General features: G+C 63.2%; 23 protein-coding genes and 1 tRNA gene. 12 read left to right on the plus strand and 12 right to left on the minus strand.

What is annotated here, in order from left to right; all coding sequences use genetic code 11:
* The first annotated feature begins 55 nt into the window (after positions 1 to 55).
* Together trpB and trpA are read left to right on the plus strand one after the other, a co-directional pair.
* A complete protein-coding gene (gene trpB / locus QWY76_RS00525) occupies positions 56 to 1,276 on the plus strand; it encodes a tryptophan synthase subunit beta (protein WP_290309161.1) in 1,221 nt (406 codons plus the stop codon).
* A gap of 11 nt (positions 1,277 to 1,287) precedes the next feature.
* A complete protein-coding gene (trpA, locus tag QWY76_RS00530) occupies positions 1,288 to 2,148 on the plus strand; it encodes a tryptophan synthase subunit alpha (protein ID WP_290309162.1) in 861 nt (286 codons plus the stop codon).
* Between the two features lie 62 nt (positions 2,149 to 2,210).
* On the opposite strand, the gene QWY76_RS00535 is transcribed toward trpA, so the two are convergent.
* From QWY76_RS00535 to QWY76_RS20050, 3 genes are read right to left on the minus strand one after another with little or no spacing between them, the layout of a single operon-like run.
* Entirely contained in the window at positions 2,211 to 2,990 is a 780-nt protein-coding gene (locus QWY76_RS00535) for a sulfite exporter TauE/SafE family protein (RefSeq protein ID WP_290309163.1), read from the minus strand.
* A gap of 9 nt (positions 2,991 to 2,999) precedes the next feature.
* Positions 3,000 to 3,905 (minus strand): NAD(P)-dependent oxidoreductase, encoded by a 906-nt coding sequence (locus QWY76_RS00540; RefSeq protein WP_290309164.1) that lies wholly within the window; start codon positions 3,903 to 3,905, stop codon positions 3,000 to 3,002.
* A gap of 28 nt (positions 3,906 to 3,933) precedes the next feature.
* Entirely contained in the window at positions 3,934 to 4,350 is a 417-nt protein-coding gene (locus tag QWY76_RS20050; RefSeq protein WP_353960380.1) for a TauD/TfdA family dioxygenase, read from the minus strand.
* A gap of 634 nt (positions 4,351 to 4,984) precedes the next feature.
* On the opposite strand from QWY76_RS20050, the gene QWY76_RS00545 reads away from it, so the two are divergent.
* Positions 4,985 to 6,322, plus strand: coding sequence for an aminotransferase-like domain-containing protein (locus QWY76_RS00545; RefSeq protein WP_290309165.1), 1,338 nt, complete (start codon positions 4,985 to 4,987; stop codon positions 6,320 to 6,322).
* Between the two features lie 167 nt (positions 6,323 to 6,489).
* On the opposite strand, the gene secF is transcribed toward QWY76_RS00545, so the two are convergent.
* From secF to queA, 5 genes are all read right to left on the minus strand, one after another.
* Positions 6,490 to 7,413 (minus strand): protein translocase subunit SecF, encoded by a 924-nt coding sequence (secF, locus tag QWY76_RS00550; RefSeq protein ID WP_290309166.1) that lies wholly within the window; start codon positions 7,411 to 7,413, stop codon positions 6,490 to 6,492.
* 9 nt (positions 7,414 to 7,422) lie between these two features.
* Complete coding sequence (gene secD / locus QWY76_RS00555; RefSeq protein ID WP_290309167.1) at positions 7,423 to 9,273, minus strand: protein translocase subunit SecD; 1,851 nt, start codon at positions 9,271 to 9,273, stop codon at positions 7,423 to 7,425.
* Positions 9,274 to 9,420: 147 nt separating this feature from the next.
* Positions 9,421 to 9,759: a preprotein translocase subunit YajC gene (yajC, locus tag QWY76_RS00560; RefSeq protein ID WP_290309168.1), complete on the minus strand. Its 339-nt coding sequence runs from the start codon at positions 9,757 to 9,759 to the stop codon at positions 9,421 to 9,423.
* 78 nt (positions 9,760 to 9,837) lie between these two features.
* On the minus strand, positions 9,838 to 10,956 hold the full coding sequence (tgt, locus tag QWY76_RS00565) for a tRNA guanosine(34) transglycosylase Tgt (RefSeq protein ID WP_290309215.1): 1,119 nt from the start codon (positions 10,954 to 10,956) through the stop codon (positions 9,838 to 9,840).
* 74 nt (positions 10,957 to 11,030) lie between these two features.
* Entirely contained in the window at positions 11,031 to 12,068 is a 1,038-nt protein-coding gene (queA, locus tag QWY76_RS00570) for a tRNA preQ1(34) S-adenosylmethionine ribosyltransferase-isomerase QueA (protein WP_290309169.1), read from the minus strand.
* 139 nt (positions 12,069 to 12,207) lie between these two features.
* Between queA and QWY76_RS00575 the strand changes: the two genes are divergently transcribed.
* Positions 12,208 to 12,294, plus strand: a tRNA-Leu gene (locus QWY76_RS00575).
* A gap of 847 nt (positions 12,295 to 13,141) precedes the next feature.
* On the opposite strand, the gene QWY76_RS00585 is transcribed toward QWY76_RS00575, so the two are convergent.
* Positions 13,142 to 13,321 carry a MerR family transcriptional regulator gene (locus QWY76_RS00585; protein ID WP_290309170.1) on the minus strand — a complete coding sequence of 60 codons (180 nt, stop codon included), beginning with the start codon at positions 13,319 to 13,321 and terminating at the stop codon, positions 13,142 to 13,144.
* Between the two features lie 110 nt (positions 13,322 to 13,431).
* On the opposite strand from QWY76_RS00585, the gene QWY76_RS00590 reads away from it, so the two are divergent.
* The 3 genes from QWY76_RS00590 to QWY76_RS00600 all read left to right on the plus strand — a co-directional run bounded on the left by QWY76_RS00590 (position 13,432) and on the right by QWY76_RS00600 (position 16,494).
* Positions 13,432 to 13,725 (plus strand): helix-turn-helix domain-containing protein, encoded by a 294-nt coding sequence (locus QWY76_RS00590; protein WP_290309171.1) that lies wholly within the window; start codon positions 13,432 to 13,434, stop codon positions 13,723 to 13,725.
* A 523-nt stretch (positions 13,726 to 14,248) separates the two neighbouring features.
* Positions 14,249 to 15,211, plus strand: coding sequence for a DUF2971 domain-containing protein (locus tag QWY76_RS00595; protein WP_290309172.1), 963 nt, complete (start codon positions 14,249 to 14,251; stop codon positions 15,209 to 15,211).
* 764 nt (positions 15,212 to 15,975) lie between these two features.
* Positions 15,976 to 16,494, plus strand: coding sequence for a peptidase associated/transthyretin-like domain-containing protein (locus QWY76_RS00600; protein WP_290309173.1), 519 nt, complete (start codon positions 15,976 to 15,978; stop codon positions 16,492 to 16,494).
* 200 nt (positions 16,495 to 16,694) lie between these two features.
* On the opposite strand, the gene QWY76_RS00605 is transcribed toward QWY76_RS00600, so the two are convergent.
* Positions 16,695 to 16,934 carry a DUF1206 domain-containing protein gene (locus QWY76_RS00605; RefSeq protein ID WP_290309174.1) on the minus strand — a complete coding sequence of 80 codons (240 nt, stop codon included), beginning with the start codon at positions 16,932 to 16,934 and terminating at the stop codon, positions 16,695 to 16,697.
* Between the two features lie 428 nt (positions 16,935 to 17,362).
* Here QWY76_RS00605 and QWY76_RS00610 point away from each other — a divergent pair, with 428 nt between their 5' ends.
* The gene (locus QWY76_RS00610; protein WP_290309175.1) at positions 17,363 to 20,839 is read left to right on the plus strand and encodes a putative bifunctional diguanylate cyclase/phosphodiesterase; all 3,477 of its coding nucleotides are present in this window, start codon (positions 17,363 to 17,365) and stop codon (positions 20,837 to 20,839) included.
* A 12-nt stretch (positions 20,840 to 20,851) separates the two neighbouring features.
* Here QWY76_RS00610 and QWY76_RS00615 read toward each other — a convergent pair whose 3' ends face one another.
* Together QWY76_RS00615 and QWY76_RS00620 are read right to left on the minus strand one after the other, a co-directional pair.
* Positions 20,852 to 21,664, minus strand: a complete 813-nt coding sequence (locus tag QWY76_RS00615; protein WP_290309176.1) for a DUF1206 domain-containing protein — start codon at positions 21,662 to 21,664, stop codon at positions 20,852 to 20,854.
* Positions 21,665 to 21,686: 22 nt separating this feature from the next.
* The gene (locus QWY76_RS00620; RefSeq protein WP_290309177.1) at positions 21,687 to 22,301 is read right to left on the minus strand and encodes an exopolysaccharide biosynthesis protein; all 615 of its coding nucleotides are present in this window, start codon (positions 22,299 to 22,301) and stop codon (positions 21,687 to 21,689) included.
* A gap of 344 nt (positions 22,302 to 22,645) precedes the next feature.
* Here QWY76_RS00620 and QWY76_RS00625 point away from each other — a divergent pair, with 344 nt between their 5' ends.
* From QWY76_RS00625 to QWY76_RS00640, 4 genes are all read left to right on the plus strand, one after another.
* Entirely contained in the window at positions 22,646 to 23,731 is a 1,086-nt protein-coding gene (locus QWY76_RS00625; RefSeq protein WP_290309178.1) for a glycosyltransferase family 9 protein, read from the plus strand.
* A gap of 146 nt (positions 23,732 to 23,877) precedes the next feature.
* Positions 23,878 to 24,288, plus strand: coding sequence for a nucleoside diphosphate kinase regulator (gene rnk, locus QWY76_RS00630; protein ID WP_290309179.1), 411 nt, complete (start codon positions 23,878 to 23,880; stop codon positions 24,286 to 24,288).
* A gap of 33 nt (positions 24,289 to 24,321) precedes the next feature.
* Positions 24,322 to 24,939, plus strand: a complete 618-nt coding sequence (locus tag QWY76_RS00635; RefSeq protein ID WP_290309180.1) for a LysE family translocator — start codon at positions 24,322 to 24,324, stop codon at positions 24,937 to 24,939.
* Between the two features lie 89 nt (positions 24,940 to 25,028).
* Complete coding sequence (locus QWY76_RS00640; RefSeq protein ID WP_290309181.1) at positions 25,029 to 26,219, plus strand: EAL domain-containing response regulator; 1,191 nt, start codon at positions 25,029 to 25,031, stop codon at positions 26,217 to 26,219.
* The last annotated feature ends 73 nt before the right edge of the window (positions 26,220 to 26,292 follow it).

Below are 26,292 nucleotides of genomic sequence, written 5' to 3' on the forward strand. Positions count from 1 at the left end.
GGCGATTTACCGTGGTGACGCTACCTTCCCCACCACCGCTAATGGAGTCGTTGCCATGGGTCTCTCGAACCCGATCATCGATACCGCCCCCGATGCCGATGGCTTCTTCGGCCGCTTCGGTGGCCGCTTCGTCGCCGAAACCCTGATGCCGCTGATTCTCGATCTTCGGGAGGAATATGCGTCGGCGAAGCAGGATCCCTCATTCCAGGGCGAACTGGCCGCGTGGCGCAAGGACTACGTCGGCCGCGAGAGCCCGCTCTATTTCGCCGAGCGGCTGACAGAGCACCTGCGGGGCGCGCGGATCTATCTCAAGCGCGAGGACCTGATGCATACCGGCGCGCACAAGATCAACAACTGCATCGGCCAGATCCTGCTCGCCAGACGCATGGGCAAGCAGCGAATCATCGCCGAGACGGGGGCCGGCATGCATGGCGTGGCGACCGCCACCGTGGCCGCATGCTTCGGCCTGGAGTGCGTCATCTACATGGGCGCGGCGGATATCGAGCGCCAGCAACCCAACGTGCAGCGCATGAAGCTGCTGGGTGCCGAGGTGATCCCGGTCACCAGCGGTACCGGCACCCTGAAGGACGCGATGAACGACGCCCTGCGCGATTGGGTCACTAACGTCGGCAACACCTTCTACATCATCGGTACCGTGGCCGGCCCCCATCCCTATCCGGAAATGGTGCGCGATTTCCAGTCAGTGATCGGCCGGGAGGCGCGCGAGCAGCTGTGGGAGAAGGAGGGCCGGCTGCCGGACTCCCTGGTGGCCTGCATCGGTGGCGGATCCAATGCCATGGGGCTCTTCCATCCCTTCCTGCGCGATCCATCGGTCCGCCTGATCGGGGTGGAGGCGGCCGGGGAAGGCATCTCGACCGGCCGCCATGCCGCCAGTCTCCAGGGCGGCACTCCCGGCGTCCTGCATGGCAATCGTAGCTTCCTGCTGCAGTCGACGGACGGGCAGATTCAGGACGCGCACTCCATCTCGGCCGGACTCGATTATCCGGGCATCGGCCCCGAGCACGCCTGGCTGCATGAGGCGGGGCGCGCTGAGTACGTCGCTATCGATGACGACGAGGCACTGGCGGCCTTCCAGACCCTGTGCCGCCTGGAGGGGATTATCCCGGCGCTGGAGTCCTCCCACGCCATTGCCCATGCCATCAAATGGGCGCCGGCCATGCCGAAAGACCATCTCATGGTGATCAACCTGAGCGGGCGGGGCGACAAGGACATGGCCACCGTCACCAAACACCTGGCCGATGAACTTGCGGATTGAGGAACTAGAGGATGACCAACAGCCAGAATCGAATCGAGCGCCGCTTCGCCGAGCTCAAGGCCGCCGACCGTGCAGGTCTCGTCACCTTCATCAGCGCCGGCGACCCCGACTATGACACCAGTCTCGAGATCCTGCTGGCCCTGCCCGAGGCGGGGGCCGACGTGATCGAGCTAGGCATGCCGTTCAGCGACCCGATGGCGGATGGCCCGTCTATCCAGGCAGCCTCCCTGCGCGCCCTGAATGCCGGTCAGGACATGCACAAGACCCTGGCCATGGTCCGCGCCCTGCGCGAGCGTGACGACGACACTCCCCTGATCTTGATGGGCTACTACAACCCGATCCACTGCATGGGCGTCGGTCACTTCCTGGAGCAGGCCGCCGACGCCGGCGTGGACGGGCTGATCGTCGTCGACCTGCCCCCGGAGCACGACGCTGAGCTCTGCCGGCCGGCCCGGGCGCGCCACATCGACTTCATTCGCCTGGCAACGCCGACCACCGATGCCAGGCGCCTGCCGCTCGTACTGCATAACGCTTCGGGCTTCCTCTATTACGTGTCCAGCACCGGCGTGACCGGTGCGGCCGCTCCAAGCGCGGAGCGCGTGGAAGAAGAGCTGAACACGATTCGTGGGCATACCGACCTCCCCATTGGCGTCGGCTTCGGCATCCGGACCCCTGAACAGGCCGAGCGTATCGCCCGCTTTGCCGATGCGGTGGTGGTCGGCTCCGCGCTGACCGACTGCATCGGTGATGCCAGCCAGCCTTCAGAGGCCACTCGCCAGGTCGTCAATCTGACTCGCTCCCTGGCCGAAGCAGTAAGCAACGCACGTGGAACAAGGTCGGTACAAGAGCGTAAAACACCGGAAGTCGGGTGACATATCCCCATTGGCAACAGGCCCGCAATACGGGCCTGTTATTGCTTATGCGGCTTCCTCGACTACGGTACGTACTTATAGCCGAGTGATGCCATCAGTATCAGCATCGAGACTGATAGGGTGCTGCTGACCATTTTGGAGCCGTATCGTAGCGCCGAGCTGCTTCCCAGATGGTTCCCAGCAAGGTTGGCCAGCACCAGTGGCACCGCCAGCAGGTATAGTACCTTTCCCGCCAGCATGAAGGCCACCAGCGCACCGATGTTGGAAGAAACGTTGAACAGCTTGGAGTTGGCGGAGGCCGCCACCAAGTCGAAGCGCAGAATGAAATGAAGGGCCAGGATCAGGAAGCTGCCTGTTCCTGGGCCGAAGAAGCCATCATAAAAGCCGATCAGGAACACCGTGATTGGTACACCCACATACAGCTTGGGTGCAGAGAAGTGCTGTTCTCCTTCACGCAAATTCTTTTTCGGCATGAAGGACAGAATGATGCCGACTGGCAACAGGGCGAAAATGATCATGCCCACCGTGTCAGGGTCGAAGAAGAGAATCATCTTCGCGCCGATATAGGCACCAGCCAGCCCTGCAGGAATGCCGGTGGCGACAGCCCTCCAGATCACCTTGCGGTTCTTCACGAAATTACGGATTGCCGCCAGTGTACCTAGTGTGCTGACGATCTTCTCCTGTCCTAATGCTACCTGGGGCGGCAGCCCCGCAAGAATAAAGGAGGGCACCAGAATCAAGCCCCCACCACCCGCCACACTGTCGATGAAGCCGGCAGCAAGGGCCGAGAGAATCAAGGCTGCCACTACCCACAGAGAAAAATCCAGGTTGAGAAAATCCATTTTCTTTTCCTAGCCCTTTACAGATGATATCCGGTTGATATTGTGGGTTCCTTCTTGTAAGGCCTTTACCAGCGCCGAAGTGTCCATGCGCCCCAGTCCCTGCTCTTGGAGTAGCTGATAACGTCGATCGACTGCCTCGACCAGAGGTAGGCTCATATTGTGGAAGGAGGCTTCTTCGATGCAGATGCTCAGATCCTTGCGCATCCAGTCGATAGCGAAGCCGAAATCGAACTCACCCTTCGCCATCGTTTCCAGTCGATTCACCATCTGCCAGGAGCCTGCGGCTCCATGCTGCAAGGTGGCAACGATCTTGGCAACGGGAAGATTCGCCTTTTCTGCTAGCATCAAGGCTTCGCTTAACCCCTGGAGTATCCCGGCGATACATATCTGGTTCACCATCTTGCAACGTTGCCCTTGTCCACTTTCCCCCATCAATTGAGCCTGATAGGCGTAAGTCTCAATCACTGGCTGGACACGTTTGAAAACAGATTCCGTTCCACCGCACATGACTGTCAGGCAACCGTTTTCGGCACCTGCCTGCCCGCCGGATACCGGGGCATCAATGAAATGGCTGAGAGACGCACCACAAGCTTGGTTCAATTCAACTGCCAGATCAGCCGAAGTAGTGGTGTGATCGACGAGTACTGCGCCTGGTTTTAATCCGGCCAAGGCGCCATCTTCGCCATAGATCACATTGCGCACGTCGTTGTCGTTTCCGACGCAGACGAAAACAACATCTGCCCCCGTTGCTGCTTCCCTGGGGGTATCTGCAGCACGCCCTTCATGCTCTATTATCCACCTATCGGCTTTTCCTCGAGTTCGGTTGTAAACGGTGACCGAGTATCCTCTCCGTGCCAGGTGTCCTGCCATTGGATAACCCATGACCCCTAGACCGATGAATGCTGTTTTTAACATGTTGGTGTACACTCTTCTGTTGGTGGAGTTAATCTATGCCCACATGTGGATGATCATCCGAGTATGGAATCAGTCGTGCACTTGATTGCATGCCAAAAAGCCGGACAAGCCATCGGTCGGCTCCATCGTCTCTTGGCTGATATCCCTCGCGGCGGTGTAGTGTGCGCTGATTGCGAATAATGAGTAGATCGCCAGGCAAGAATACAGTGGATACTTGGTTCTTCTGGCGTTCTAGTGACGCCTCGAACATAAGAAGGGCTGCGGCGGCCTTTGGTGTCATGGGGGTGGTGTTTTCTTTATCATAGCGACAGAAAGCCACGCCATCGGTGTCAAAAGACAGTAAGGGGAGGCAGGTTTTCTTGCTTTGCCCGAAAGAGTCTGGTCTGGAGATTAGAAACTCACTGGTGGCAACAGGTGATCTATCGGCAATCCGCTTATTATCAATGCGCTCTGTGTGGCATCACTCCCGAATGACCTGATGGTGTCAACCAGATCAGGCGAAAGCGCATCGACCAACTGGCTTCCCACCTTCTCGGCTGACCGCAACCACTCTTCGTCATCCCGCAGTGCCAGCCGACCGAGGCGCTCTCTGAGCATCGAGGCGGACCGATAAGAGACGTGGCATTCACCGATCGGTGAACTCTGGGGCGCGGCTTCCCTCAGCTGCATGTCAACAACACTCCCTTGTTGTCTATTAGGCTTGCTTTAGATAAGCAAGGCTTATATTAACTTCATATTGAGATATGTCAATGCTGGTATTGGAATATTTTATTCATGCGTCCATGAGCTAGATCCATGCACGCTGGACCGTCGACGAGAGTGATGACAAGGCCTGGTCCCTCGCGTCACGGCGCTGCGAAGGGGGCTGGAGCCAGCTCGTCCGTCCTTGGAGCCGAGGTTTAGGCAGATAGATGGCGACGCTTGCCGAACTCCATGGATCGATGCGCATCAATGGGGCTTTTGCAGAGATCTTCGGCGGCTTCAGCTCTCATCGTCTATGGAGGGTGAGAGGCCGCATGGAGATGGACTGAGGATTCGCGTAGAATGGTGCTTGACTTCAGAGACGTGGAAAAAGCTTGATGGGTGGTGCCAAATACGCCGATATCGCTGGTGAAATCGAATCCAAGATTGATAAAGGCCAATTCGCTGAAGGTGAAAAATTGCCTACCCATCGGGCCTTGGCAAGGGAGCTTGGCACGACGTCGATGACTGTCGCCAAGGCCTATGGGCTACTGGCCGAGAGAGGACGCATCGAATCCTTCGTCGGACGCGGAAGTTTCGTGAAGGAACAGGCTCCGCTGAAGCAGGCAATCCGTTGTCAGCTCTCAGGTGACGAATGGAACTTCTCGATTCTACAGCCCTGCTTTGCCGAGCACGTGGAAGCGCTCCATTCCCAGTTACAACTGAGCTTTGCTGAGCTGACCAAGCCGACGCTTTATGGTTACCATGAAGGCTCTGGCCCAATAGAACATAAAGCGGCCGGGATGAGGTGGATGCAGCGCTACGGGGTGACCGTACGGTCACCTGAGCAAATTCTCCTGACTAACGGGGCGCAGCATGCTTTGTCGATCCTCATCGAGCTCTTTAGTGAGCCTGGCGATTGTATAGCCGTCGACCAGTGGACGTATCCGGGTATTTTGTCCATCGCCCGCTTCCTGAAACGGAAGGTAATCGGCGTAGCCATGGATGATCAGGGGATGAATCCTGATGCGCTGGAAGAAACCTGTCGTCGTCATAAGCCCGCCTTGGTCGTCTTGCTCCCCTCTCACCAGAACCCGACCACTATCACCCTGTCGCAAAAGCGACGTGAGCAGCTGGCCGAGGTCATTCAGCGCCACCCCCTGTGGTTAATCGAAGACGATATCTATAGCTTCTTGCATGCTGATCCCATTCAAGCCATCGCCAACCTGATCCCTGAAAAGAGTTTCTTCATCCATGGCTTGTCCAAGGCGGTCAGCCCGGGACTCAGATGTGGGTACATCAAAGCCCCGCAGAGCCAGGTCAACGTACTGTCAGCCTATATTCGTGCCACTGTCTGGATGCCGTCGCCACTGATGTTTGAGGTGGCTCGCAACCTGATCGATTCCGATCTGGCATTCGAGTTGGCGGAGACACAGCGGAAACTAGCCTGTCATCGGCAGCGCTTGGCCCAGAAGATATTGGGGAACCAGACATTTCGAGCTCAAGAGGCCAGCTATCACCTCTGGCTGGAGCTGCCAGGTAACTGGCAGGCGGATCGGTTTGCCATGACGGCAAAGGAGCGTGGGCTTCTTGTCAGCAGTGGGAGCTATTTCAGCGTCGAAGGCGAAGAGACCAAATCCATTCGACTGTCGCTCATGGCAATTTCTGAGGAGTCATTCCTCGACGAAGGCCTGAGAGCCGTGAATTCTCTGCTGAATGGCCCACCTGGCGGATAGCGGGTATTCAGGGCGGACCATGCGGCCTGGTAAGGGCATTAGAAAAGCGGTGCGAAATCACCGGCGTAGAGAAGATTCCTGAAGAGCCATACCGCATGTCCCGGCAAACTATGATGAATCGAAAAAGCCACCCGTTCGGGTGGCTTCTTCGTGGCCGGGCGAGGCGCTCAGGGCAGCTCCTCGGCCTCCGGGTCTTCCTTCTTGGCCGGGATCAGGTCCTCGCGCTGCAGCTTGAGCGGCAGCAGCAGGGCCGCGGCCACGTAGATGGACGAGAAGGTGCCGATCACCACGCCGAAGATCAGCGCCACGGCGAAGTAGTGGATCATGTCGCCGCCCAGGGTCACCAGGGCCAGCAGCACCAGCAGGGTGGTGCCGGAGGTGGCCAGGGTGCGCGACAGGGTCTGGTTGATCGCCTCGTTGAAGATGGCCGGCATGTCGTCGATGCGCGACTTGCGGATGTTCTCGCGGATGCGGTCGTAGACCACGATGGTGTCGTTGAGCGAGTAGCCGATCACCGCCAGCACCGCCGCCAGCACCGTGAGGTCGAACTCGAAGCCGAACAGCGCGAAGGCGCCGACCACGATGATGACGTCGTGCAGCAGCGCCAGCAGGGCGCCGATGGCGAACTTGTACTGGAAGCGGGCCGCCACGTAGAGCATCACGATCCCCAGCGCCACCAGCATGCCCATGCCGCTCTTGTCGCGCAGCTGGTCGCCGACCTGGGCGCCGACGAACTCGGCGCGGACCAGCGAGACGTCGCTGCCGGCATCCTGCAGCAGCGCCACCACCTGGTCGCCGACGCCGGCCTCGAAGGCCTGCTGGAGGCGGATCAGCACCTCGGTGGAGGCGCCGAAGGTCTGCACCGCCACGTCCTGGAAGCCGGCGGTCTCGAGGGTCTGGCGCACCGTCTCCAGCGCCGGGGCGCTGGCGAAGCGTACCTCTACCAGGGTGCCGCCGGTGAAATCGAGACCCAGGTTGAGCCCCAGCAGCAGCAGCGAGACGATCGACGCCAGCAGCATCGCCGCGGAGATCGCGAAGGCGACCCGGCGCTTGCCCATGAAGTCGAACTGTCGTTGTATCAGGGATTTCATAGGCACCTCTTATATCCAGAGCTTCTTGAGCGGCCGGCCGCCGTAGCACAGGTTGACCATGGCGCGGGTCACCATCAGGGCGGTGAACAGTGAGGTCAGGATGCCCAGCGACAGCGTCACCGCGAAGCCCTTGACCGGCCCGGTGCCGATCGAGAACAGGATCAGCGCCACCAGCAGGGTGGTGATGTTGGCGTCGACGATCGACGTGAAGGCGCGCTCGTAGCCGGCATGGATGGCCTGCTGTACCGAGAGCCCGGTGCGCAGCTCCTCGCGGATGCGCTCGAAGATCAGCACGTTGGCGTCCACCGCCATGCCCAGCGTCAGCACGATGCCGGCGATGCCGGGCAGCGTCAGGGTGGCGCCGAGCAGCGACATGGCGGCCACCAGCAGGGTCAGGTTGAGCGCCAGGGCGAGGTTGGCGAACACCCCGAAGACCTTGTAGCGCAACAGCATGAACAGCACCACCAGCAGCAGGCCGACCTGCACCGAGAGCACGCCGCGCTCGATGTTCTCGGCGCCGAGGCTCGGCCCGATGGTGCGCTCCTGGGCGAAGTAGATCGGCGCGGCCAGCGAGCCTGAGCGCAGCAGCAGCGCCAGCTCGGCCGCCTCGGTGGGCGAGTCGAGGCCGGTGATGCGGAAGCTGTTGCCCAGCGCGCTCTGGATGGTGGCCAGGCTGATGATGCCGCGCTCGGTGTAGGGGTCGCGGACGGTGACCTGCTTGCCGTCCTCCATCACCTGGCGCTCGCGGGTCTTGTGCTCGATGAACAGCACCGCCATGTTGCGGCCGATGTTGGTGCGGGTGGCGCGGTTCATCAGGGTGCCGCCGGTGCCGTCGAGGTCGATGTTGACCTGGGGACGGCCGTTCTCGTCGAAACTGCGGCTGGCGTTGGAGACGCTGTCGCCGGTGATGATCACGTCGCGCATCAGGCTGGCGTTGCGCGTTGGCTCGTTGCGGAACGGGAAGGTCTGGGTCTCGACCTCCGGGGTGTCCGTGCGGGCCTCGAGGCGGAACTCCAGGTTGGCGGTGGCGCCGACGATGCGCTTGGCCGCGGCGGTGTCCTGCACGCCGGGCAGCTCGACGACGATGCGATCCGGGCCCTGACGCTGCACCAGCGGCTCGGCCACGCCCAGCTCGTCGACGCGGTTGCGCAGGGTGGTCAGGTTCTGGTTGATCGCGTAGTCCTGGATCTCGTCCACGGCGGTGTCGGTCAGCGTCATCGCCAGCCCGGCGCCCCGCGAGAGATCGACGTTGCGGTAGTCGAACTCGGGGAACTCGCGGCTGATCAGCCGGCGGGCCTCGCTGCGATCCTCGGCGTTCATGAAGGCCATGCTGATCGAACGCCCGTCGATCTCGGTATTGCGGTAGCGCAGGCGCTCGTCGCGCAGGGTCTCGCGCATGGCGCTGGCATTGACCTCGAGGCGCTGGGTGACCGCGGCCTCCATGTCCACCTCGAGCAGGAAGTGCACGCCGCCGCGCAGGTCCAGGCCGAGGGTCATGGGGGAGGCGGCCAGCGATTCCAGCCAGCCCGGGGTGGACTCGGCCAGGTTCAGGGCCACCACGTAGTCCTCGCCCAGGGCGTCGCTGATCAAGTCGCGGGCGCGGATCTGGTCGTCGGCGTTGTCGAGGCGGATCAACACGTTGCCGGGGTTGCGCTCGACGGCCTGGATGGCGATGCCGGCATCGCTCAGGCGAGTCTCGAGGCGCTCGAGGCGGCGCTCCTCGAGGGTGGTGTCGCCCCGGTCGCTGCTGATCTGCACCGCCGGATCCTCGGGAAAGAGGTTGGGGAGGGAGTAGACCAGGCCGACGAGGAGGACGAGGAGTATCAGCAGATACTTCCACAGGGGATAACGGTTGAGCATGGGAGCCCTGCCCTCAGGTTGCTGATGATGGAGACGGACGCTACGCCATCACGAGCACCGGGCGGAGCCGGTCGGCCGGGCCCCGCCTCGGTGGTCGCAGGGCTGCCCGCAGCGCCAGGGCGACGCGGCGGGCGCGGGTACGCCCGGTCAGATGGACTTGAGCGTGCCCTTGGGCAGGACGGCGGCCACGGCGTTCTTCTGCACGCTGACCTCGGTGCCCTCGGCGATCTCCATGGACAGGAATTCGCTGTCGTCGCTGACCTTGGTGATGCGGCCGAGCATGCCGCCGCCGATGACGATCTCGTCACCCTTGGTGAGGTTGCCGATCAGCTGCTTGTGCTGCTTGGCCCGCTTGGCCTGGGGGCGCCACAGCAGGAAGTAGAAGATCAGCACGAAGCCGACCAGCATCACGATCTGGGCGATGCCGCCGCCGGCGGCGGGGCCGGCATCCTGGGCCAGGGCCGGGGAAATGAAGAAATCCAGCATGTACGACGATCTCCTGAGTCGCGTGAGAACAAGGTGGCGCCTGGGCGCCGAGCCGCCGGCGGCGGGGCCGGCCAGCCGTCAATTCGGTGCGGGGGGGACCGGCAGGCCGCGGCGTGCGTAGAACCCTTCCACGAAGTGGGCCAATGTACCCGCTTCGATTGCACCGCGCAAACCGGCCATCAGGCGCTGGTAATGGCGCAGATTGTGGATGGTATTGAGCATCGAGCCGAGCATCTCGCCACAGCGGTCCAGGTGATGCAGGTAGGCCCGCGAGAAGTGCTGGCAGGTATAGCAGTCGCAGTCCGCCTCCAGCGGGGCGGTGTCGTGGCGATGCTTGGCGTTGCGGATCTTGACCGTGCCCTCGGCGGTGAACAGGTGGCCGTTTCTCGCATTGCGGGTCGGCATCACGCAGTCGAACATGTCGACGCCGCGGCGCACGCCCTCGACCAGGTCCTCCGGCTTGCCCACCCCCATCAGGTAGCGCGGCTTGTCGGCCGGCATCCACTCGGGCAGGTAGTCGAGCACCGCGAGCATCTCGTCCTTCGGCTCGCCCACCGAGAGGCCGCCGATGGCGTAGCCATCGAAGCCGATGGCCTCGAGGCCCTTGAGCGACTGCTCACGCAGCTCGGGATACATGCCGCCCTGGATGATGCCGAACAGCGCCGAGGGCGAGTCGCCGTGGGCGTCGCGGGAGCGCTTCGCCCAGCGCAACGACATCTCCATGGACTGCCTGGCCTCGTCGAGGGTGGCCGGGTAGGGCGTGCACTCGTCGAAGATCATCACGATGTCCGAGCCCAGCGAGCGCTGCACGGCCATGGACTCCTCGGGGCCCATGAACACCTTGGCGCCGTCCACCGGAGAGCGGAAGTGCACGCCTTCCTCGGTGATCTTGCGCATCTCGCCCAGCGAGAACACCTGGAAGCCGCCGGAGTCGGTGAGGATCGGCTTGTCCCACTGGGCGAAGTCGTGCAGGTCGCCATGGGCCTCGATCACCTCGGTCCCCGGGCGCAGCCACAGGTGGAAGGTGTTGCCGAGGATGATCTCGGCGCCGATGTCTTCCACCGACTCGGGCGTCATGCCCTTGACGGTGCCGTAGGTGCCCACCGGCATGAAGGCGGGCGTCTCGACGGTTCCCCTGGGGAAGGTCAGGCGTCCGCGGCGCGCCCGGCCGTCGCTGGCCAGGGGCTCGAAGGTCATGAAGCATTCGTCTCGCATGGGATCTCTCGAAAGTCGTCGGCGGCTGCGGCGACACGCTCGCCTGTCTCGCGGGCTCAGCGGGCGCGGCTGAGATACATGGCGTCGCCATAACTGAAGAAGGCGTAGCCCTCGCGGACCGCCTCCCGGTAGGCGGCCATCACCGTCTCGAAGCCGGCGAAGGCGGACACCAGCATCAGCAGGGTCGACTCCGGCAGGTGGAAGTTGGTGACCAGGCCATCGACGACCCGCCACTGATAGCCCGGATAGATGAAGATGTCGGTCTCGCCGCTGTAGGAGGCGATCTCGCCGTCGGCGCTCTTCAGGCAGGCCGATTCCAGGCAGCGCACGCTGGTGGTGCCCACGGCGATCACCTTGTTGCCCCGCGCCCGGGCGGCGCGCACTTGCTCGCAGACCGTCTCGGAGACCTCGATCCACTCGCTGTGCATCCGGTGCTCGCGGATGTCGTCGGCGCGCACCGGCTGGAAGGTGCCGGCGCCCACGTGCAGGGTGACGAAGGCGCTCTCCACGCCCTTCTCGGCAAGCCGCCCGAGCAGCGGCTCGTCGAAGTGCAGCCCGGCGGTGGGGGCGGCCACGGCGCCGTCGCGGCGGGCATAGACGGTCTGGTAACGTTCCCGGTCGCTGAGTTCGTCCTCGCGAGTGATATAGGGCGGCAGCGGCATATGGCCATGGGCCTCGAGCAGCGCGATCAGCGGCGTCTCGCCGAGGAAGCGCAACTCGAACAGCGCCTCGCGGCGGCCCTCGACCACGGCGCGGATGCCGCCCTCGAACTCGATCTCGGTGCCGGGCCTGGGCGACTTGCTGGCGCGCAGGTGGGCCAGGCCGCGATGGGCGTCCAGCGGGCGCTCCAGCAGCATCTCCACGCGCCCGCCGCTGGCCTTGTGGCCATGCAGGCGGGCGGGGATCACCCGCGTGTCGTTGAACACCAGCAGGTCGCCCGGCGCGAGCTGCTCGAGCAGCTCGGGGAAGCGACGGTGCGCGAGCCGGCCGCTCTGGCCGTCGACGCACAGCAGCCGGCAGTCGCTGCGTTGTTCGGAGGGATAGCGGGCGATCAGCGCCTCGGGGAGCTCGTAGTGGAAATCGGCGCGCTGCATGGGGCGTTTCGGTCCGGATGAAGGGCATGAACGACGACTCGGGCGAGCCGTGGCAAGCTGCCAAGGATACCGTGTCCCGTGGCCGAAGTCAGGGGCCCGATTGACCTTCACCGCGGCCCACGTATAATGCCACGCCGTTGCCGGTGTGGCGGAATTGGTAGACGCAGCGGATTCAAAATCCGCCGGGTGCAAGCCCTTGTCGGTTCGAGTCCGACCACCGGTACCATAAAATCAAGCACTTACCTCCCTCCATGTGCCTGATCTGTATTAGATTCCCTCCAAGTGTCATCAATGCGTCAGCGGCGCTTCGACCCTGTTCCGCGCTACTCCCCATCCCCGTAGCCGGGCGACCTGCCTCGCTTAGTACCAAATCATGATATCCGTACGACATTATCCTTGGCGTTTTATGTGAGTGAAGACTACATTTCTAATGTCAGGCAGGAAGCCATCAGACTCGATCATGCTCGTGGTGTGGACAAGCGGCCCCCTTCTCAGGGGGTCGCTTTTTTCTTGGCTGGATGATGCGTGGCGCGAACCTGATCGCGTCGGCCCGGGTGTCCGGGGAGAGGCGGGCATAGCGCATCGTCATGGTGATGGCCTGATGGCCTGATGGCCCAGGATCTGCTGGATGGTCAGCACGTCCCCGCCGTTCACCATCAAGGGACTGGCGAAGGCGTGGCGACGCACGTGGGGGCGCTGGCCTCAGGGCCGCCGAATCCCTGCCGCAGAGAACGGCTTATCGACGTGCGAGGGGCGCAGGTGGCCGCTCCTGGGGCCATGCCGGTAGATCGGGGCAGGGCAGGCGGAGTGTCACGCCGGGGAGCGCGACGCCCTCCAACTGGTCAGCAGTGATGCGCTTGCCCAGCACCACCTCCCGGCCCAGCAGGTCGGACCGTAGATAAAGCCGGTGTCGCGGCCTGGCATGGGCATCTGGCCAACCTCGCCCTGGAGGTCGACGGGGTCCTGCTAGCTGGGCGCATCGAAGTGGAAGTCGATAATGATGTAGCCGTCGGTGGAGCGTTCACGGTCGAAGCGGCTATCGAAGCTCATGCCCCGTCCTCTTGGGTCAGGCACTACGCCCGGAGCAAGGCGATGTTGACCCTGCGGGATTTGCCGACCCTCACGGCGGGCAAGTGAGCGTTGCGAATCTGGCCGTAGACGACCCCTTGTTCGAGGCCGGAAAGCTCGGCAAACCGCTCGATGGTTATCAGGGGCACATGGGCCAGAACCTTGGGCGCTTGAGGTTCTTCCATCGTCGTTACCTGCCTTTTGTTGCCTGTGTTAAGCTCAGTTACATTGTTCTTGAAGCATGACTCGGTGTGACCTATATGGGTGACCGTACCGCAAATGGAATATAGTCCATATGGAATATACTTCAGCCCCAATAGCGGAAAAGATTCGTGCCATACGGGACGTCCAAGAGATGGGGCGGCAGGCGTTCTGCGATGCCACAGGAGTGCCGAAGCAGACGTTGATCAACGTGGAGAATGGCAGGAACGAACCGTCATTCAAGGTGATGCGGAAGGTCACGCAGGCCTTCCCTCAGTACACGATGTGGCTCATGAACGATCAGGTCATCGAGGAAGCAGGGCAGATCAGCCCAGAGATCGAGCAGGCGCGGAAGACGCTCAAGCAGACAGGGACGGATACCGACTAGCCGGAAAGGCAGCGGCAAGGTGGTACCAGGGCGGCAGGCTCCAGGGATAGGAGGTCGGCCTTGAGCAGGGGACAAAACGCAGGCACAGGGAGCTGAAGGATGGAAGACTTTGCATACTCCATGAACCAATGGATGAACTACTGGGTTGTTATGCGAACAGTAGGGACGATAGTCGGTACGGCTATCGTCATTTTTTTATGTGGTGTTTCTATGTGTATGTGACATCACGGCGGGATTGGTTTGAGCAAGATATTAGAATTAGGAATGCTGAAAAAAGCAATAACTTAGCAAGGGCTGAGCAGATAAGGCTGGAGTCTTTGGCTTTAAAAGATAGGCTTGAGAAAAGTGGTATAGATACTAAAGAAGAATTTGTTTAGAAGGCTTTGAAAAAGCGAGGTGGGCATGCCGTTTCTCAAAAGACGACGGTAGTATAGCGTTGAAGAGAAAATTACGGGATGTAGGGACGTTTAGGTGAAGATAACGCTAAGGTAAGCTTTTTATGATTGTTTATCAATTTTGCAGGATGAATGAGTGGCTGCCTAGGAATTTGCATGAAAGAATAATAGTTCTGAACCATCCTTTTAACTTTAATGACCCTACAGAGAACAATTTCTCAATTAGGGGTTATTCAAAGAAAGTGAGCAGTGATAAGTTTCTGAATAGTATTTTTGAATCGCTGTATGATAAAAAGTTTTTTTCCAATTGGGCTGGTAATGAAAATGAGATTTTGAGGAAGAATATAGAAAACAAGCTTTCCAAAGATTTCATTAAGAACATGTTTGTAAATGATTTGCTAGAAAAGAAAGAGGCGGCGAAGAAATTTTCAGAAAATAAAAAGGCAGTACTCAAGGCGCCGACTGATCTAAAAGTCGAAAATTTAGATGAGTTGGAAGGGTGGGAAGATGAATTTATTTACAAAGCAATCAAAAAGGCCCAAGAAAGCTACAGGATAGCGTCTTTTACGGACAACTGGCACAACTCTCTTATGTGGGGCCATTATGCTGATGGCATGAGGGGAGTCTGTGTGAAATATGAGATAGATGACCGTGACATTCATGAGGTTGACTATGGGAAGCCTTACGAAGTTAGTACATACAATATGCTAAATGGAAAGGTTGAACAGGAGGTAGAGAGAACTTTTCTGAAAAAGAACCAAGATTGGTCTTATGAGAGTGAGTTTAGGATAATAAAAAGAGAGTCGTTTTATAAATTAAAGAAAGGTGCAGTGAAGGCGGTTTTTTTTGGGTATAAATGCGATCCGGGTAAAGCAAGGTTCTTGTGTGATATAGTTAAGGCGGCACATGGCCCTAATGTTAATTTTTATGTGGCAAGGAATTCACAAGTCGATCATACGGTTACTCACGACAAAGTAAAATCAGAAGGGTTGAGTATTAGAATAAGTCAAGTGAAGGACGAGATGAGGAAGTTTAGAACTTTTTTGGATGATAGCAACGTTGCTTATTTTATGGATATGCTTGGTGAATGAGTGTTTTTAGTAGGTGAGCGCGTCAACAAAGCGTCAACAGAAGCGATCAAGGCAGGCCGACATTGGCAGGTTTGGCGCTCTCAAGCTGCTGTTTTGCGTAGCAAAGGCAGACGTTGGCATGCCTTGCTTCGTCTTCAAAATCCGCCGGGCGCACGCCCTTGTCGGTTCGAGCCCTATCGCCGGTCGCATAAAATCAGTCACTTACTTTTTCCTTCCAGGTGCCTGATCTGAATGAGACTCCCCTCAAGGCCCAATGCACCGTTCCCCGGGCGTCGACTGCGCTGACGGTGCTTCGACATGCCTTGCCGGTCAGGGGCTGCCCATCGCTTAGACCGAAATGCTCTGGGTGGGCCCCAAAAGATTCTTGGTTCTGTCGCCTGCGTGATGACTACATTTCTAATGTCAGCGCAGGATGCCTTCTGACTAGTCATGTTGTGGATCGCGGCCCTTCTTGGGCCGCTTTTTTTTTGTTGCGGTGCATTGAGCAGGGCGCACCGGTCGCGGCGATCGCCGGGCGGCGGGGGGCGGCGGGTGGTCACGGGGGCAACATGGTGGCCCGCTCGGTGAATTCGCTCGTCGTGGTCGTTGCTGCGGCCTTCCTGCCTCGTTTGAGAGGGTAACCACTTGTCCGAGGTCAAGGGGGATCACTCTTTGCGGTCTGTCAAAGCCTAAGGGGATTGAGGTGCCGCGTAGGGCTGCGTAAGCTTTCTCTGCCCGCTTCCGGGCAAACGACTAAAAAAATCGACTGATACGCAAGGGATCCTATGAAATTCAAAGCCATGGTGGCCGCAATCGGTGCGGCCGGGGTCATGACACTGACCGGCTGTGCCAGCATTGTGGGCGACAAGGAGCAGGCGATCATCATCAACAGCACGCCGTCTCGTGCGGATGTGGTGGTCACCGATGAACGCAGCCAGGAGGTGTTCCACGGGGAAACCCCGACCACGGTTACGCTGCGCAAGGCCGACGGTTCCTACTTCGGCGGCAAGAGCTACAGCGTCACCATCAGCAAGGAAGGGTTCGAGAGTCGCACCGTGGCGATCTCCAGCTCGCCGAACGGCTGGTATGTGGCGGGCAACCTGGTCTTCGGTGGCCTCATCGGCTGGCTGATCGTCGATCCGCTGACCGGGGCCATGTATTCCCTGAGCCCGGACAGCATCAGCACCAGCCTGGGCGAGAGCGTGGCGACCACGGAGGATGGCGCACAGGAACTGAACCTGGTGCTGCTCCAGGATGTCCCCGACGAACTGCGCCCCGATATGCGGATGCTGGGCCAGCTCTGAGACGGTGAAGACACAAGCCCGCACGCTGTGCGGGCTTGACGTTGCTCCTGGGCTCGTTGCCCTGCACGGCGTGACGGCGGCGGGGTTAGATGCCCTGCGATCCATGGTGCCGGGACGCTCCCCATCCCCATCCCCATCCCTTTCTCCCTGCCCTCGATGGCCATCGCCCCCTTGGCTGCGTCAACGGCACGTCGCTCGCCTCAGTCGATGCTGGTGTCCCCAAAGAAGGCATTGATCAGCCAGTAGAGGCCGTGGCTCGCCAGGCCGAGGGCCAGCCCGCCGAGCAGCCAGGGGCCGAAGGGCTCGCTGGCCAGGCCGTAGAGGGCTTCCCTGGTGCCGACGTTGTCGCCCCCCAGGGCCGGTCGCCGCCAAGAAGGCCAGGCCGCCCACCAGCATGTGGATCGTGGCCCTCCTACGGGCCGCGTCTTTTTGCGCTGCACCGGGCATGGCGCAGCCTGGCCAAGGTAGCCAGATCGGTGAGGGCTCGCGAGATCCGCAAGATGGCCCGGATGGGGGCATCGCTCGCCGTGGTCGGCCAACGCGCTGTGATGCCTGGTATCGAGACTGTCGTCGCCCCTTTCTGGTTCGGGCGGCTCATCGCTTGTCCGAGGTCGAGGTTTCCCTGATCGATGCGGTCGGAGTGGTCCACCCTGCGCTGGGTGTAGGGTTCCGGCAAGGTATGGGCGGGAGCTTCAGAGAACCTCTCGGAGGCCGTTCAGCATGGCCGGGGCGCTGTCATTCAGTACCGTTATTAGCTAATGTTGATATTGGCCATGTTGCCCCGAGCAACTAAAGGCGCCTGTTGTGATGACACATCCGGCGACGCGGCCGGTCGAGCAGTTCGACGGCCCCACACCAGGGTGGCGTTGTGAAGCAGAACCAGGAGCTTACGTTTCAGGTACTGAGGTTCATCCTGCTCGTCGCCGGCATGCTGGTTGGCCTGGGGGGACTGCTGCTCGAAGCCTTTCCGCGGGTGCTGCTTCCCTCGCAACTGGATCTCAGCCTCGGGGCGGATGTGGCGGTGTTGCTCACCGGAGTCGGGTACACGGCGGTGATCCTGGGGGGGCATTGGATCCGGCTGGCGGTGGCGCCGCTATTGATGCTCCTCGGCGGTCATGGGGTGGTGCATCACGTCGCCGACATGCCGTCCAGCGCCTTCCTGTCCGGCTACCAGCCCCTGCCGCTCTTGCCCTCCCTTCTGTTGATGCTGTTCTCCGGCTGCTGCCTGCTGGGCCTCGGGCGACCGGTGTATCGCCGCGCCTGGCGCTGGGTCGCCGGTCTGAGTCTTCTGCTGGGCCTGACGATCCTGGTGGTTCGTGTCTGGCCGGTGCCGGTGCCGGAGGCGAGCGGCGACCTGCTGAGCGGCCTCAGCCCGTTGGGCGGCCTGCTGTCGATGGCCCTCGGCATGATCATGCTGATCGCCGCACGGGATCATGCTTCCGGCGGCATCGTGCTGCCAGCATCCGTGCTGGGCTCGGGAGGCGTGGGGGTCGTGGCGAGCCTGCTCATCTGGTTGCTCGGAAGCTGGACGTATCATCTCGAGCGTCGCGACGAGGCGACGCATCTGGTCGAGAATCTGGCGTCCATGGTCGAGCGCGTGCAGCAGGAGAAGGTCGACCTGCTGATGCGAATGACCGAGCGCTGGCAGCTCAGCGGCGGGGTGCCCGGAGAGCTCATGGGCGAGGTGGATACGCAGAGTGTCTTGCGGGATAACGTCAGTCTGCGGGCCTTGATGGTGGTGGATAACCTCGGGGAGGTGCAGTGGCAGAAGGCCCAAGCGCCCGCCACCCTGCACTGGATGGCGGTGAATCTGCAGAGTGTAGAGGGCCTGGCGTGGCGTCGTGCCTTCAGCGAGTCAAGCTGGCGTATGGCATGGTGGTTCCCGGACCCCGGCCGTCCGGACCTTGCCCTGTTGGCGACCAGGATCAGTAGCGGTCTCGATCAAGGGGTCATCGGCGTCATCGATTTCTCGCGGTTGATCGAAGGCTATGTCCCCACGGGATTCCATGATTTCCGAGTCGCTATCTCGTTGCCCGAGTGGGATGCCATCACCATCATGACGCACGACGGTCCCCATCATGACACTGAGGAGGTCCTGGGGCGCGCCGTGGCAGCCTTGCCCAATGGCCCATCCCTGACCCTGTCGGCCCATGATGGCCCGGCCTCGATCGCGACGCTGGCCGGCGCCTTGCCACCAGCGCTGGGTGTGATGGGGCTGTTCTTCACCTATCAGGTCATGGTGAGTCGGGCCCTGGCCAGCATCCGCCGCCAGCAGGCCCATGCACTGGAGGTCAGCGAGGAACACTTTCGCTCGCTCTTCTCGCAGACGCCGAATGCGGCACTGTCGATGGATGTCAGGGGAGGCGTGCGAGAAGCCAACCCGGCGGCCCTGGCCACCATGGGCCACCGGGCCGCGGGGCGCCATTTCCGCGAGGTGATCCAGTCCCTGGGGAGCGATACCGGGCCGGACATCGAGGAGGCGTTCGAGAGCGCCGCGGCAGGCAACCCACGTGAGTTCGAGATGCGCTGTCGCCTCGGCGGTGAGTTGCGGGATTTCGAGGTGGAGTTCCTGCCGATCATGGTGCAGGGCCGTGTCGAGGGCGTGTTCGGAATCTTCAACGACATCACCGAACGGATGGCCGCCCAGGAGCACTTGGCGCTCATGGAGCGCAGTCTCGAGGCCAGCAGCAACGGCGTGCTTATCCTGGACAAGCGGCGAGAGGGCGGCTCGGTGGTCTATGTCAATCCGGCCGTCTGCCGCATCACGGGTTATGCGCCGGAGCAGATCCTCGATCAGACGCCGGGATTTCTTGCCGGGCCCGGCACGGACCCTGAAGACGTTGCTGCCATTCGCACTGCCTTGAGCGAGGGCGAGGAGCTTTCCCTGACCCTGAGGACGTGCAAGCGTGACGGCACGCCCTTCTGGAACCAGGTGTTCCTGTCGCCGGTGCGAAATCGGCAGGGCGAGATGACGCACTGCATCGCCGTCATGAACGACATCTCGGGGAGGAAGGCCCAGGAGGATCAGCTGGCGTTTCAGGCGACCCACGACGTGTTGACGGGGCTGCCCAACCGCTCGCTGTTCCATGACCATCTCGCCCATGACTTCGCCTTGGCGCGCCGCCATCGCACCGTGCTGGCCGTGCTGTTCATCGACCTGGACGAGTTCAAGCCCATCAACGACGCCCTGGGTCATGAGGTGGGCGACCGGCTGCTGGTCAGCGTCGCCGAGCGTCTCTCGCAGCATCTGCGAACCGGCGATACCCTGGCGCGGGTCGGCGGCGACGAGTTTCTGCTGCTGCTGCCCGATGTCGAGCACGATCTGGAGGCCGAGCACGTCGCGGAGCGGCTCCTCGAGGACCTGGCCCGGCCACATACCATCCATACCCACGAGTTGCATGTCTCGGCCAGCATCGGTCTCGCCCTGCTGGAGGATGATCGCCTGCAGGAGGCGGAGAAGCTAGTGCAGCAGGCGGACATGGCGATGTACAAGGCCAAGCAGCAGGGGCGCAACACCTGGCAGCGCTTCACCAGTGACCTGGATTGGAAGCTGTCGCAGCGGGTGAGCCTGCGTAACGAGCTCCAGGAGGCCCTGGATCGCGATCTGCTGCAGATGTACTACCAGCCGCTGATCGATCAGCGGGGCCGCGTCTGCGGCGCCGAGGCGCTGCTGCGCTGGCCGCACCCGACTCGGGGCTGGGTCTCGCCGGCGGAGTTCATCCCCCTGGCCGAGGAGACCGGCCAGATCATGGAGCTGAGCCGCTGGGTAATGCGGCGTGCCTGCGGGGATACGCGCCGGCTCGTCGAGCGCGGGCTGATGCCCGGCCGGGTGGCGATCAACCTGTCCCCCATGCAGTTCCATCGTCCCAACTTCCTGACCACCCTGCGACAGCTACTGGATGAGTCGGGCCTGTCGGCCGAGTACGTCGAACTGGAGCTGACCGAAAGCATCCTCATGCATGATACCCAGGGGGCCATCGAGATCCTCGAGGTCCTGGCGGAGATGGGATTCAGCACGGCCATCGATGACTTCGGCACCGGCTATTCCAGCCTGAGCTATATCCGTTCCCTGCCGATCGACACGATCAAGATCGACCGTTCCTTCGTTCAGGAGGTCACGGAGAACGACAAGGATGCCGCGATCTGCAAGGGGGTGATCACCCTGGCCAAGGAGCTGGAGCTCCGCGTCCTGGCGGAGGGCATCGAGACCGAGGCACAGTACGAGTATCTTCTCTCGCTAGGCTGTGAGGCGTTTCAGGGCCACTGGTTTGCCAAGCCGATGTCCCTCGAGGCGTTCACCGCCTACCTGGAGATGGAGCACGAGGCCTGCCGGGGAGCGCCATGAGGCGTCGTTCGATCAGTCGATGCTGGTGTCCCGAAAGAACGCATTGATCAGGCAGTAGAGGCCGTAGCTCGCCAGGCCGAGGGCCACCGCGCCGAGCAGCCAGGGGCCGAAGGGCTGCTCGGCCAGCACGTTCAGCGCGCCGCCGAGGCCCTGGGCCTCGCTGGGGTCGGCCTGCCAGGCCGAGATGCACAGGAACAGGCCGATCACCTGGAAGACCAGGCCGCGGGCCGAGAGTCCCCAGCGGGTGATGATGTCCGCCAGCCGGCGTTGCAGCGGCCCCATGTCCTGGCGGTTCCAGTTGCTGATATAGCTGCGCCGGATGGCCCGCCATAGCTGCCGCAGGCCGATGGCGATGAACACCAGGCCGATGGCGAAGATCACGTAGAGCCCGCCCTGGTGGCTCATCACCAGGGCGGTGCGATCGCTGGCCGTGTCCTGTCCCGACGCGCTGGCGGCGTCGCGCAACAGGTCGACGCAGTAGATCCCGAGGCTGCCATGGATGAGGCTGCTGATCAGGAAGCCCAGGCGCGTGACGAGGCCCTTGGGCCCTCGACCGACGTTCTCGGCATCCAGCAGGGCCTGGAGGAGGCGCCAGGCGGCATAGGCGGCGAGCCCGGCCGCCAGCCCGCCGAGCATCAGGTCGCCGAAGGGCTCGCTGGCCAGGCCGTAGAGGGCTTCCTTGGTGCCGACGTTGTCGCCCCCCAGGCCGGTCGCCGCCAGGAAGGCCAGGCCGCCCACCAGCAGATAGACGATGCCCTTGGCGGCGTAGCCCGTCCCGGCCGCGAGGATCACGGCGCGTCTCAGTCGAGGATTGGCTCTTGGCATCGAGTGCTCCACAGTCGCTGCGTCAGGCGAGGCCGATGATCACCATGAGCAGGGTGCCGCCGGTCAGCAGGTAGCCCAGCAGCGCCATCAGGCCGTCCTCGGCGAGCAGGGCCAGGCCGAAGAGCGTCAGCGCCAGGCCGGCCCCGTTGGCAGTAAAGGGCACCAGCTCCATCGGCGGCATCGCCAGGCCGATCAGCAGGCAGGTCAGGGCCACCGGGAGGTGGGCCGGGCGACGGGCGAGCCACACCAGGCGCGCCCGCAGCAGACGGTCGATCCAGTGCGCGGGGCGCACCATCCAGTTGGTGACCCGCACGAAACGCTCGCGGGACACCCGTCGCCGCAACAGGCCGCGCGGTAGCCAGATATGCTTCCGGCCGAGCAGCATTTGGGCGGCCACCAGCACCACCAGGCTGCCCATCAGGGTCGGCACCCCGGGGATGTCGCCGAGCAGAGGTGCCAGGGTGACCAGCCCGGCGATCAGCAGGAAGGGCGCGAAGCTGCGCCGCCCCACCGTATCGAGGATCGCTTCCAGGCTCACGTCCTCCCGTCGTCGCCCCGCCTGCTGCACCCGGGCGATCAGCGTCGTCAGGGTGCGTGGGTCGGCCTGGGGCGGTGCTTGCTGGGTGTCGTCGGTCATGCGGTCCCTGCTGTCCGGGGGTGGAGGGCCATGGGCCCGGCGCCGGGATTGGCGCTGGCGGCCAGGATCGCCCGGGCGGCGTCACGGCAGTGTACCCTTGCCGCCTGCGCGGGTCCCCGCCCTGTCGCACGGCATCACGATATCGTATGCTAGGCGACCGGTCCTTCTCTCGCGATGGCGAGGGGAGGGCTGTTTTCATTGGTTCCCCGGGCGGGCGTCCGTCTGGCCAGGCCGCCCGGATGCCGGCGCTCCACCCGTCAGCCGGGGCGAAGCCTGTGGCCACGCGACGAGGGACAAGGACGCGCTGCTCTCCCCTTTTCCGTGTCTGGTTGTCGACTTCATCTATGGCCGCTTCCGCCAAATTCTTCCAGCAGCTTCTGCGCCATCCCCGTCGGACGCTTCGCCTCTGCTACAGCCAGTGGCGCCACGACTACACACCGGAGCCGCGGTTGCCCGATACCCTGCATACGGTAGTGCTGTTCGTGCCCAAGCGCATCGGGGACGGCATGGCCGTCTTCCCGGTCATCCGTGCCCTGCAGGCCCGCCGGGTGTCCCGTCTGGTCATCGTTGCCTCGACCTACAACGAGATCGTCTTCCAGGAACTCGCCGACGAGCGCGTCGAGGTGGTCACGCTCGCCGACGACAAGGATCTCAGGGCGATGCGTGGCGTGGCCCGCGACCTTCGCGCCCGACATGGCCGCGTCGATCTCTGCGTGGAAGGCACCATCCGCGACGATGTGCCCACGCGCTGCTTCGTCGGCACCCTGCGGGCGCGCTGCAACCTGAAGCTGGGGGCCTCGCCGATGCGCTGCTACGCGTCGCTGTTCGGTGAAGCCCAGGCGATGCAGGATCGCGGCGAGGCCCGTCCGCACTGCTGGGCCGCCCTGATGCGGGAGGCCGGCATCGCCGAGGTGCCGGGCACCTATGAGTTTCCGATCGCCGCCGACGACGAGGCGCGGGTCAGGCGTTGCGTGGAACCGCTGGGCGCCTATGTTGCCCTCAACCTGGATGGCAGTCATCCGGCGCGCCAGTTGTCCCTCGCGCAGGGGCGGCGACTCTGTGAGCTGCTGCGGGACATCCTGGGCCGGCCCGTGGTGATGGTCTTCGGCCCCGGCGGCGAGGACAAGGCGCGCCGGCTGGCGGCCGACATGCCCGATGTGCACCGGCTGCCACTGGCGGTGAGCCTGCCGCACAGCGTGGCCATCGTGAAGCATGCCGCCCTGGTGGTGACCCCCGATACGGCGGTGCTGCACATGGCGAGCGCCTGGAATCGGCCGACCCTCGGGCTCTACGCGCGTCCCCAGCGGCGCTGGCGCCCGCTGGCCGAGCACAGCGCGATGATCGAGACCGGCGGCCACCTCGGCGATCTCGACATGCAGCAGGTGGCCCGCGTCCTGGCGGCATTGCCCGTGGTGGCTGTCCGGGGCTGAACCAGCTCGCCGAGGCGCTGTCTGTGGTCGCAGCAGGGATATCCTCTGGTGAGAAGCGTGGCAGTCCTGCTCCCGTCGGCGGGGGGAGGGCTGTTGTCGTTGGCTCCCGGAACGGGGCCGGCCCGGACGACACATGGAGGTCAGCGATGACACAGCGTCCCCCCTTGATCATCAATCGCCTGGACGCCGAGCGCTTGCAGCGTCTGATCGACGAGGCCGCCGGTGATCGAGAGGTGGCGGAGGCCCTGGAAGCCGAATTGCTGCGCGGCGAGGTGTATGATCCGCAGGAGATGCCCGAGGACGTGGTGAGCATGAACAGCCAGGTGCTGTTCACGGACCTGGCCCGGCAAGGCCGCATCATTCGCACCCTGGTCTACCCGTATTCGCTGCCCGAGATCGAGGATGGCCTCTCGGTGATGGCCCCGGTGGGGGCGGCCCTGCTCGGCCTGCGGGTCGGGGATGTCATCGACTGGCCGCTGCCCGGCGGCGGGTCGGCCCGCCTGCGCATCGAGGCGGTGCTCTGGCAGCCCGAGCGGGCCGGGCAGTTTCATCGCTGAGACCATGTCGCACATGACCCGAGGAGATTGATCATGCCGTTGTCGCTGTGGATGTCACTGGCCGCGATCTGTGCCATGGGCGCCATGTCGCCGGGGCCGAGCCTGGCCCTGGTGCTGCGCCACACCCTGGGCGGCGGGCGCCTGCCCGGGGTGGCGGCGGCGCTGTCCCATGCCCTGGGCGTCGGTCTCTATGCCTTGCTGACCGTCTGGGGGCTGGGGGCGCTGATCGTGCGCTTTCCGCTGCTGTTCCAGGCGATCACCTGGGGCGGGGCGGCCTACCTGGCCTGGCTGGGCGTCAAGGCGCTGCGTGCCGGTCGCGCCGGGGCGCTCAGTGCCGAGGCCCTGGCCACCTCCGGGAGCCAGGCCGCCCGGGAGGGCATGCTGGTGGCGCTGGGCAATCCCAAGCTGATCCTGTTCTTCGTCGCCCTGCTCAGCCAGTTCGTGACCCCGGACATGAGCCTGGCGGCCCGGGCGATCATCGTGCTCACGGCGATGATCATCGATGGCGGCTGGTACGTGCTGGTGGCGGTCAGCCTCTCCCACTCCCGGGTCCTGCCCTGGCTGCAGGCGCGCGCCCACTGGATCAACCGGGCCACCGGGGTGCTGCTGCTGGCGCTGGCGCTGAGGGTGGTTGCCGGCCCGATCGGCTGAGGTTGCGTTGACGTCGATCACGTGGGCCCCCGGGTCGGGAGGCGGCGAGACTGATACGCTAGGTTTTTCATCTATCGGAAGCCGTACTGATGAATGAGGCCTCCACTCATGCCCTGGCGGTACTGCTCGAGGACGACCCGGATGCCGCCGCCGCCCTGGCGGTCCAGTTGCGGGTGCTGGGGGTGGAAACGCGCTATTGCCGGCATGCCCACCAGCTGGTCGGCGAGGTGCTGGCCAAGGCGCCGCAACTCGTCGTCATGGGGCTGGCGTTCGGCGAGCAGGACGGCATCGCGATGCTGCGTCGGCTCGCCGAGTGCCGCTATGGGGGGCGGGTCCTGCTGCTCAGCGGCGTCGAGCGCAAGGTGGCGCGCATCGCCGAGCGGCTGGGCGAGGCCCTGGGGCTCAACATGCTGCCCTCCCTGGACAAGCCCATGCGGCTCGGCGAGCTGCGCGACCGCCTCGAGGGCCTGGAGGGGGAGGCGACCGCCGGGCCGCCCGAGATTCGTCCGCCGTTCTTCCACCAGCAGGAGCTGGAACGGGCCTTCGAGCGCCAGGAGCTGATCCTCCACTACCAGCCCCAGTTCGACCTGGCGAGCCGGCGGCTGTCCGGCGTCGAGGCCCTGGTGCGCTGGAACCATCCCGAGGCGGGCCTGCTGGTGCCCGGCGACTTCCTGCCGCTGCTGACCGCGGCCCAGGGCCGCTTGCTGACCCGTCGCGTGCTGCAGCTGGCCATGGCCGATGCCGCCCACTGGCGCCGGGCCGGTCTCAACCTGTCGCTGTCGATGAACGTCACCCCCGATGACCTGATGTGCCAGGAACTGATCGCCCTGGTCCGCGAGGGCTGGCACTCGGCCGGTGGGGCACCGCTGGTGCTGGAGATCACCGAGACCGCCTCCATGGAGGACGAGCTGCTCAGCAGCGAGGTGGCGGCCCGCCTGCACCTCACCGGGCTGGAGGTCTCGGTGGACGACTTCGGCGTGGGGTTCTCGTCCCTGGCGCGCCTGCAGCTGCTGCCGATCAGCGAGCTCAAGGTCGACCGCAGCTTCGTCAGTCGCCTGCATGAGGACCTGCAGGATGCCGCCATCGTCGAGGCCGTGGCGCTGCTCGGGCGGCGGCTGGGCATCCGGGTGGTCGCCGAGGGCGTCGAGGACCTCGCCTGCCTGGCGGCCCTGGAGCGTTACGGCTGCACCCACGTTCAGGGGTTCGGCCTGGCCCGGCCGATGCCGAGCGCCGAGATCATGGCCCTGGCCCGGGGGGCATCGCCCCTGGAGCGGGCCTGAGGGGCGTAGTTCCACCGATAGCGCATGTAAGTGAAAGCAGTTTTCTTTTGTAGGAAATATCCTACATTACCGA

Source organism: Halomonas maura (genome assembly GCF_030409305.1).
GTDB lineage: Bacteria > Pseudomonadota > Gammaproteobacteria > Pseudomonadales > Halomonadaceae > Halomonas > Halomonas maura.